This window comes from Halomonas sp. SpR1, from assembly GCF_031010175.1.
Taxonomy (GTDB): Bacteria; Pseudomonadota; Gammaproteobacteria; order Pseudomonadales; family Halomonadaceae; genus Vreelandella.
The window spans coordinates 1-8499 of record NZ_JAUAMB010000069.1; the positions used below are offsets into that span (position 1 = coordinate 1).

The window sequence follows — 8499 nt, forward strand, 5'->3', positions numbered from 1 at the left end:
GGGGGAAGTGTGTCTGAACGACGGAAAATGGTTAAAAAGTAGGCCATTTAAGCCGTGCCCATAGGTGTTTAGCGATATTACAGCCTGAGTGCGGTACTGGCTGAGGCGCTATGAGAAATCCGGGCTAAGTGTTTAATTCCCTATGAGTACAAGGATAGCATTGTTTGAAAAATTCCCCACTGATGCGGAAATCGCAGAGAACAAATCTCGCTTTCCTCATACAGAAGTGGGTATTGACATACAGATCGAAATTCATCGTAGCGATAGAGAGTACTATCGAACAATTAACGATGTTTACACTTCCCAAGAGGTGAAATATTACCAGAATCTTGCTTTAAAAGAGGTGAACTGAATACCGAAGTGTGCACAAGGGCGACCCTCAGTTGCACTATCTAAAATTTCATTGTGCATGCTCAGTTGGATGCTTGCGAAAACGAGCATCGCGTTTTTTTCTAAAAACTGGGAAAGCGTTATAAAAAGAGACAACGTTTAGCCTTTTCCTACCAAACCGTTGCCGTCCATAAAACCTTAAAAGGCGGCGTTACCCAGTTAGCTAGGTTGTATTTTAAAATCATTTCAACTTAATAAAAAAACCCCAGCCTGAGTGGCTGAGGAAGGGGCTTTGCTCTGTGGGGGAGAGCAAAAAAATTGGATTAGGCGGAACCGACGTTAGAAATACTATGTCTTTGCGCGCAAATCATCATCGTTATCACGCTCTAAAAATTGCTGTGTCGTTTCATCTAAGTGCTTACTCAGCCAATCAGCCATGGCTATTTCTTCCTGAAGAATCTCTTTACACAGGCGAGCAACCTCAGGTTGTGATGCCATATCAGCCGCTTTAATAAGGGCTTTATAACTTGCTATCTCAAAATTTTCGAACGCGTAACTCGCGATGCCGCCTTTAACCACCTCATCTTCAGCCATCATACCGCCCACAGCCTGGCCAAATGCGGTTAATTCAGCGCCCATATCCTTGAAAGCTGACGTATCGGCGCCTAGCAGCGTTAAGCATTGCTCAAGTTTTTCGGCTTGATGCAATGTCTCTTCAATATGCTCTTCAATCCGTTGTTGTAACAACGGATAATGCTCTAAACGCTGGGCCTGAGATTTCAACATTTTCTCGGCTTGCTTTTCCATAGCATGCGCATCGCGTAGCCAATCGACCAAATGCTTGCTTTCCATTGCGTGCTCTCCTTATTACGTTAACATTTAACGATATGATTAACGTTTAAATTTGCTCTTTCTGCGCGCCTGAGCCTGGCTTAGCTTTACCTAATGTTGGCTCCTGACCTTCTGGTGCTGGTTGATTTACAACTGAATATTCACTCTTACCATCCAAGGAAGGGCCTTCGGACCATCTACCTTTCGGCGCTTCCTTATCGAGTAATGTGTTGAGATAATAGTAAGAGTGTTGCATCGCCTCATGCTCTTCAGGCGTCGAGTTAGGGATAGGCAACTGCGATTCCATGCCACCGAGTTCTTCAATAACAGCTAACCACTGTTGCTGATGATAAGTGTCACGAGCAATCAAGAAAGACAAGAAATCTTTCATGCCGTGGTCATCCGTCCAGTTATACAAACGCGAAGCAAGCACTCTACCACCCGCTTCTGCCGTGACATTTGCTAACATATCAGCGCCGATATTTCCGGTCGCATAGACATGACTCATATCAAACGGCACGCCATTAGCATTTACCGGCATGGCTGAAAGCCCGGAGGACAATAGATGACGAGGATTAGCACCGCCTAGAATAGCGTTCATAATAGGGTCTTTGGCGGTTGCTTCTTGATAAGAAACAGGCGCTCCTTCTAAATTAAGCGCTACCGCATGCCCCAGCATCTCAATATGCGAGAGCTCTTCAGTTGCGGTAGACATAAGCATGTCGCGAATTCGATCGTCTCCACGCGCTCCCATTGCCTGGAAGAAATACTGCATGGCAACACGAATTTCGCCTTCAATACCGCCAATCGCTTGCTGTAGTAGCATTGCAAACTCTGGGTTTGGCTTATCAACTTTCACCGGATACTGCAGTTTTGCGGAATGATAAAACATAGGGTGTACTCCTTGTAGAGAAACTATCAGGAATTCCTTTTCCTGACAGTAAGCTTAAGGCTCTTCCTTAAGTAGCTTGATAGCTTCCAATGCGAGAACCAATAAGGGATCCATCCCTAGTTGGCTACCTACCGCTCGTCCTTGAGCATTCTCTATGCGTCCTTTGCTGTAGTGGTCAACTAATACCGGACAGTAATTTAAGATTTTCCTCAGCCCCAACGGGAGAAATGCCACCGTTAAATGAATGGGGTCGCTGCTGGTTGTAGTAACCCATTAGATAGTCACTAACGTCTTTCTTGGCCTCAGGTAGATTTCGATATCCCAACGCCGGTATCCACTCCGATTTCAGGCTCCGGAATAGCCTTTCCATCGGCGAGTTGTCCCAGCAGTTGCCACGCCGGCTCATGCTTTGTTTAATTCGATAGCGCCAAAGTCTTTGGCGGAACTTGCGGCTTGCATACTGACTACCCTGGTCGGAATGGAACATGACCCTCTTTGGCTGACCACGTTGTTCCCAGGCGTGATCCAGCGCTTTCACAACAAGATCTGCATCCGGGCTGGACGACATGGCCCAGCCAACCACACGACGAGCATAAAGATCCAACACAACGGCCAGATAGTTCCAACGCTGGCCACTCCAGATATAAGTGATGTCACCACACCAGACCTGATTGGGCTGATCTGGTGTAAATTTGCGATCAAGATGGTTCGCAATATCAGGTCGCTCAACGGTCGTCTGCTTGTAAGCATGAGGGCCCGGCTGCTTACAGATCAACCCCATTTCGCTCATCAAACGCCGAACCTTGAAACGACCAATGGTGACGCCTTCTTCGCTGAGCAAACCCTTGATCGAGCGGCTGCCAGCTGAGCTGCGACTCTTTTTGAAAAGGCGGTTTACCTGAGCTTTTAAGGCCAGACGCTCAACATCCACGCGGTGCCGCCGCTGGCGGTACTCGTAGTAGCTGGAGCGGCTAATATCAAACGCGTTACAGACCATTTCAACAGGCATTTGCTCACTCAACTGGTCTATCAGCGCGTACGATTCATGTCGTCCGACATCAAGAGAGCAGTAGCCTTTTTTAGGATGGTTTTTTCCATCTCAAGGCGTTTGCAGCGAGCCTCAAGCTCCTGAATACGCTGCTGTTCTGGGGTTAACGCTTTGCCCTTAGGCGTTACTCCCTGACGCTCGTCCGCAAGCTGGTGAACCCAGCGTCGGAGGGCGCTTTCACCGACACCCAACGAGGTACAAGCTTGAGGATAACTGTACCCTTGATCTAGTACTAGGCTGGCAGCTTCCTGCTTAAATTCAGGCGAAAAAGTACGTCGTTTCTTGGTCATCAGACACCTCGCTTATGGTGGCAATATTACCACCTACGTTGGTGTCCGGTTTTATTGAACCACTACATGCCTGGTTACGAGGAAGCACCTTCCTTGGCTGTTAGCTTACAGCTTAACGTTTACCAACCATGCCAAAACTCCTTAGTAGAACAATTAAAACCTTTCAGTTTAATCACTCGACTTTTGCCGTTTGTCTTATCAACACGTGCAATATGGAGAATAGTCGCTGGCGTTTACACTTCAAGCTGATTTTCGATAAAAATATTTTTTTAACTTTTGTCAAAATAAAAAATTAAAATAAATCAACCCCATCACTCTAAAAATCAAGATAACAGGACGAATTTCAATAACATAAGTTATGAATAATTTAGCAATAAAACTAACTTTTTTCTTATTTCTTCACTGGTATAAGAAAATCAATTACTTGATGAGTTATAAAGGCGGCTCAATTTATATCTACCAAAGCCGGCCTCACCGAGTGATGAAGGAAGCTTTTGAGGAAACGCAGCCATGTCACCTCAACGCAGCAATATAAAAGCCATTGCTGCAGCTCACCTAGCTTTCGTCACACTGAGAAGCTTTCTGCGACCCGCCCAGCTAAACAGTGAAAACACCGAGCAGCCGCTGGGCTCCCACCCTTACCCCCGAAAACCCTTTGGCTACGGTAGCTTGAGCCCTGCCTTTGCAGCCAATAACAACAGGAGGGAAATCAGGCTAGCTATAAAATACATAGTCTTATACTTATGTTAAAAATAATTTCTAACCCTCCCATCATCTGGACTATTTTACCGCTGACACCTACAGTTCTTTATAAAGCTCTTTATATTATAAACTTAGTAATTAGTTTTAAATTACAGTTAGTTAAAATAAAGGTTATATCTTAAAGCGTAGCTGGCAGGCTGCTCTTGATCTCTACGGAACCAGTCACGCACCTCACCGCTGGAAAGCACCAGACCAATTCCTGCCCGAGCGCTTTGAGCAGGAGGTGAGAAGATCCATAACTTCGCAATAGTTACCCATGGTTGAAGCAGCCATGCCCAATAAGTGGATTACTCAAGCACTAGTCGATTTTAGCAATTGATAAATTCGCTCAAAAAATTAGTTACGACATACCAATGCAAGATCTTATGATTGTTCTAAATATAATACCGACTCAGCCCAGGAGCGGTCTTAGCATTTCTAACATTCGATCTATTGATTCGCTGCATCCCACCACTGAGAAAAGAGCTAACAAACAGTGTTCATAATATTTTTATAACCCACTTCTTAATCACAGAGTAGATACGCCATGAACCGCAAACCAACTGAAAAAACTAGCGAAACTCAAAAAGCCAAAAAGCTAATCGATAAGGATGTACCCGATGCCGATAAAAGTGCTAATCATGAAGAATCACGCAATCAAGAACCTCAACCCTTTCGCCCAGACGAAAACGTAGATAATCAAAAAGCTGTACACAACTCCTCATCTCCAGCTCATAACACCTCTATTAAGGAGACACCTATTCCAGGTGCCCAGCTGTCGAAGGAGAAAAAAACACACAAAGATAACATTGAAAATAAAACAAAAAAAGCATCTTCTAAAGCTAGTAAATAGCTTCAATATTAACACTATTTTCAAGTTTACATTTACTTATAGTTAATCTTAAATAAAGGAGAAGTTACTATGAAAGAACCTGTTTATGATGAACATCAGAAGCTTATAGGTCACTTTTCTAAAGATAAATATCTAAAACGAGTAGCGCTTGAAGCAATCGACGGCAACACGTATAGCGTTCCTGAGCAGGAGCTAACCCTGAAGAACAATCGCTGGGTGGTAGCTAAGCCATTGAGCGCTTTTGTAAAGCTATCTGCTTACCTAAAACAGCAGGAGCATGTCGACGAAATGAGTGATGAAAGCTTCCCTGCAAGCGACCCACCGGATTTCACTCTAGGTAAAAATGAAACTAGCTAACATCCATTGGTCATTCTTAAAAAAAGCGCTAGCATTCAGAGCAGCTATTTAATGGCAAAGCGTTCGTGATGCCACATAGCAATGAGAAAAAAATAGAGCCGCATCGCCACCATTGTAAGGCCGAATAGCACCGAACAAGCCTTTTTATTACATAATTTTACGCCAATATCGGTATACCATAACGATATGTCCTGACTGGGGTAAACCAATGCTCCCATTGCTTAGTAATATTTCGCTAACTGCCGCTTGTGCACTGTTCAGCGTTTGCGCAGTTGTCATTGGTATCATTGGCACGCGGCTTGCGCGGATTGTGGACGATCTCGCTGATCGAACCGGGTTAGGTGAAGCTATTGCTGGCGCTGTCTTGCTTGGGATGGCTACCTCGCTATCAGGTATTGTGGTGTCTGTCTCCTCCGCTTGGACTGGCAAACCTGAGCTGGCAATAAGTAATGCGCTGGGTGGTATTGCCGTGCAAACACTTTTTTTAGCCATTGCAGACATGGCGTATCGGCGCGCTAACCTTGAACATGCAGCCGCTTCCCTTGGCAATCTGATTCAGGGCGCCTTACTTCTGTGCCTGCTTAGTATGTTGCTGTTAGGGCGCTTCGCACCTGAGTGGACTTTCTTGCAGGTACATCCCATCACACCATTGTTATTTATTGCTTACCTATTTGGCCTGAGACTGGTTAAAAACGCCCAAAGCCGCCCGATGTGGGTGCCAAAGCGAACTCGTGAAACCCGAGAAGATCAGCCCGATAGCTCTTATGGAAAGCAAACACTGTTACAACTATGGCTCGTATTTTTGAGTCTCGCGCTTACCATAGCCGTCACTGGCTGGTTGCTTGAACGTAGCGCTTCGGTTATTGCAACAGAGACAGGGCTTAGTCAGGCGGCTGTCGGCGTTTTACTTACCTCCATAGTGACATCTCTACCTGAGTTGGTAACGACAGTCGCAGCGGTACGGCGTGGGGCGCTCACACTAGCAGTGGCAGGCATCATCGGCGGAAATGCGTTTGATACATTGTTTGCCGCTGCGTCAGATGTAGCATATCGGGGTGGCTCCATTTATCACGTCATGCCCGATCATGTCATGCTATGGGTTGCCCTTGCTGTATTAATGACGGGAGTACTGATACTGGGCCTACTGCATCGCCAAGAGATGGGGCCTGGCCGAATTGGTTTTGAAAGTTTGACCATTATCGGCCTCTATTTAACAGGAATAGCCATACTAATATTGGACTAGCGGCCGCAAGAGAGCGGCAAATTATATCAAAGGAGCGTTTGTTGTGATTGGAAGCACGATAATTGGAGTAGTGGGTATCTTACTCATTTTGTTGATAGTTTATGATGCTATTCGCACCACTCTATCGGTATCCAGCTCTGGCGGCCCTCTGACCAACCGCCTAGTAAGTGGTATGTGGTTTGTGCTGTTAGCTATTCATCAGCGTCGAAAAAGTCATTCCATGCTCTCCTCCGTTGGCCCATGGATGACAATGACACTACTGCTAACATGGTTTCTCGTCGCTTGGCTGGGTTGGTTTTTCCTTTTTTGTAGTTCGCCCCAGGCTGTAGTGCTGTCTTCTTCAAATGCCGCCGCTGGCTTGGTTGAGCGCGCCTACTATACGGGCTACACCCTCACAACGCTGGGCTATGGTGACTTTGTGGCAGGCAATGATAGTTGGCGTCTTCCCCCTATATTAGCTGCTGCAAACGGCTTTTTCCTTTTCACCATATCTATTACCTATATACTCAATATCATCACAAATGTTATTGAAAAACGTCAAACATCATTGACGATCAGTGCGCTAGGCGAAAATCCACAGCAAATACTCGACTCTACTAACGACAGCGGGAAATATGCAACACTACTGAGCCAACTCCAGCCGTTACAGCAATCCATCAGCACTTTAGGCCAGCAACATTTAGCCTATCCAATCCTGCACTACTATCACAGTGAGACCAGCAGCAAAGCACTTTCATTAGCAATTGCAAAACTGTACCAAGCAATTGCAATTGCCTACTTTGCCAGTTCCAGGCTAGATACCGCTTCGCGTGAGCAGTTGTTAATTGCCCGCAAAACAATCGAGCAATTTCTTGATACGCTGGGTGGCAACTTCATTCACCCTAGCCGCCACACGCCTGATATTCCCGTCCTTATCGAATATGCCGAATTACCAGGGTTCGAGAAATCGAGCACTGAGATACAGAACTATTTAGCCTCGCTGCCCTATCAGAAAATATTGTTGGCCTACGTTCATAAGGATGGTTGGCAATGGCAGGAAGTATGGCATTCTGAAGAGGGCCAATCGACGAATACCCGCAGCTAGGGAAGAGAGGCTTTAACTTTTGGGCAACCCTGCAGCTTATCTATCCAATCAAGCTAAACCCAACAGGCATCAGCAGCTGAATAAGGAGTAATACGTTGATTCGGTATCTAACGCTTTGCGTAATGATCGGAATTACCTTCGTGACCGCTGGCTGCTCGTCAGCGCCGATTGATAACCACGAGAGAGCAGAGCGCCCGGATGAATCGTTGATCAACACCTACTGGAAGCTGGTATCGCTCGATGGCGCGCCGGTCATAACCCATAAGGATTTTCGTGAAGCTCACCTGGTTCTTCAACAACAGGCTTCTCGCTTAGCCGGCGCTACCGGCTGTAATACGCTGATGGGCAGCTACCGTGTGGAGAACGAGCGCATAGTGTTTGGTCAAATCGCCAGCACTAAAATGGCCTGCCCAACGGCTCAAATGAAAACGGAGCGAGATTTCCTAGCCGCGCTCAAGGAGGTAACCGCATGGAGCGTGGATGGCTCGATGCTTGTGCTGTCGGGCGATAACAATGAACCGCTAGCGGTCTTCGAGGCGGTGCATCTTTATTAGTATGGTTAGGCAACTCTATCGTTACGGTTATAAAGCTTGGTTGGTTATCTGGCGTATACACTGGTGAAAGCAAGCATTCCGAATGACGCGTTATCCACAGGCATATCTAAAGTGTGACTGTGGATAATGTGCATACTGGATAGATAGTGCAGAATCGAGTAGGAAGGGGAGTCGCCTCCCCTGTCCTCTCACACCACCGGGCATACGGTTCCGTACCACGGCGGTTCATGAAGAACGCTTGAGCCATCTTACCGCGTCCAGTATCGAGATCAGTCC

8 protein-coding genes are annotated in these 8499 nt (G+C 46.3%); 5 read left to right on the forward strand and 3 right to left on the reverse strand.

What is annotated here, in order from left to right; all coding sequences use genetic code 11:
* Nucleotides 1–678 precede the first annotated feature (678 nt).
* The 3 genes from QT231_RS23965 to QT231_RS23975 all read right to left on the reverse strand — a co-directional run bounded on the left by QT231_RS23965 (nt 679) and on the right by QT231_RS23975 (nt 3391).
* A complete protein-coding gene (locus QT231_RS23965; protein WP_308339281.1) occupies nt 679–1182 on the reverse strand; it encodes a ferritin-like domain-containing protein in 504 nt (167 codons plus the stop codon).
* 46 nt (nt 1183–1228) lie between these two features.
* Nucleotides 1229–2053, reverse strand: coding sequence for a manganese catalase family protein (locus QT231_RS23970; protein WP_308339282.1), 825 nt, complete (start codon nt 2051–2053; stop codon nt 1229–1231).
* 175 nt (nt 2054–2228) lie between these two features.
* Nucleotides 2229–3391 (reverse strand): IS3 family transposase gene (locus tag QT231_RS23975; protein WP_308339283.1). Its coding sequence is split into 2 segments (ribosomal slippage): nt 2229–3136 and nt 3136–3391, totalling 1164 coding nucleotides; the frame shifts between segments, so codons are not numbered across the junction.
* Between the two features lie 1288 nt (nt 3392–4679).
* Here QT231_RS23975 and QT231_RS23980 point away from each other — a divergent pair.
* The 5 genes from QT231_RS23980 to QT231_RS24000 all read left to right on the forward strand — a co-directional run bounded on the left by QT231_RS23980 (nt 4680) and on the right by QT231_RS24000 (nt 8223).
* Nucleotides 4680–4985 (forward strand): hypothetical protein, encoded by a 306-nt coding sequence (locus tag QT231_RS23980; RefSeq protein ID WP_308339284.1) that lies wholly within the window; start codon nt 4680–4682, stop codon nt 4983–4985.
* 69 nt (nt 4986–5054) lie between these two features.
* Nucleotides 5055–5342 (forward strand): hypothetical protein, encoded by a 288-nt coding sequence (locus tag QT231_RS23985; protein ID WP_308339285.1) that lies wholly within the window; start codon nt 5055–5057, stop codon nt 5340–5342.
* 208 nt (nt 5343–5550) lie between these two features.
* Nucleotides 5551–6585, forward strand: a complete 1035-nt coding sequence (locus QT231_RS23990; protein WP_308339286.1) for a sodium:calcium antiporter — start codon at nt 5551–5553, stop codon at nt 6583–6585.
* A 43-nt stretch (nt 6586–6628) separates the two neighbouring features.
* Nucleotides 6629–7669 (forward strand): potassium channel family protein, encoded by a 1041-nt coding sequence (locus tag QT231_RS23995; protein ID WP_308339287.1) that lies wholly within the window; start codon nt 6629–6631, stop codon nt 7667–7669.
* 95 nt (nt 7670–7764) lie between these two features.
* Nucleotides 7765–8223, forward strand: a complete 459-nt coding sequence (locus QT231_RS24000) for an META domain-containing protein (protein ID WP_308339288.1) — start codon at nt 7765–7767, stop codon at nt 8221–8223.
* Nucleotides 8224–8499: the final 276 nt, after the last annotated feature.

What these genes read in the sequence shown, in the direction of transcription:
- QT231_RS23990 (WP_308339286.1), top strand. Translation starts at nt 5,551, where the DNA reads ATGCTCCCATTGCTTAGTAATATTTCGCTAACTGCCGCTTGTGCACTG.
- QT231_RS23965 (WP_308339281.1), bottom strand. Translation starts at nt 1,182, where the DNA reads ATGGAAAGCAAGCATTTGGTCGATTGGCTACGCGATGCGCATGCTATG.
- QT231_RS23970 (WP_308339282.1), bottom strand. Translation starts at nt 2,053, where the DNA reads ATGTTTTATCATTCCGCAAAACTGCAGTATCCGGTGAAAGTTGATAAG.
- QT231_RS23985 (WP_308339285.1), top strand. Translation starts at nt 5,055, where the DNA reads ATGAAAGAACCTGTTTATGATGAACATCAGAAGCTTATAGGTCACTTT.
- QT231_RS23980 (WP_308339284.1), top strand. Translation starts at nt 4,680, where the DNA reads ATGAACCGCAAACCAACTGAAAAAACTAGCGAAACTCAAAAAGCCAAA.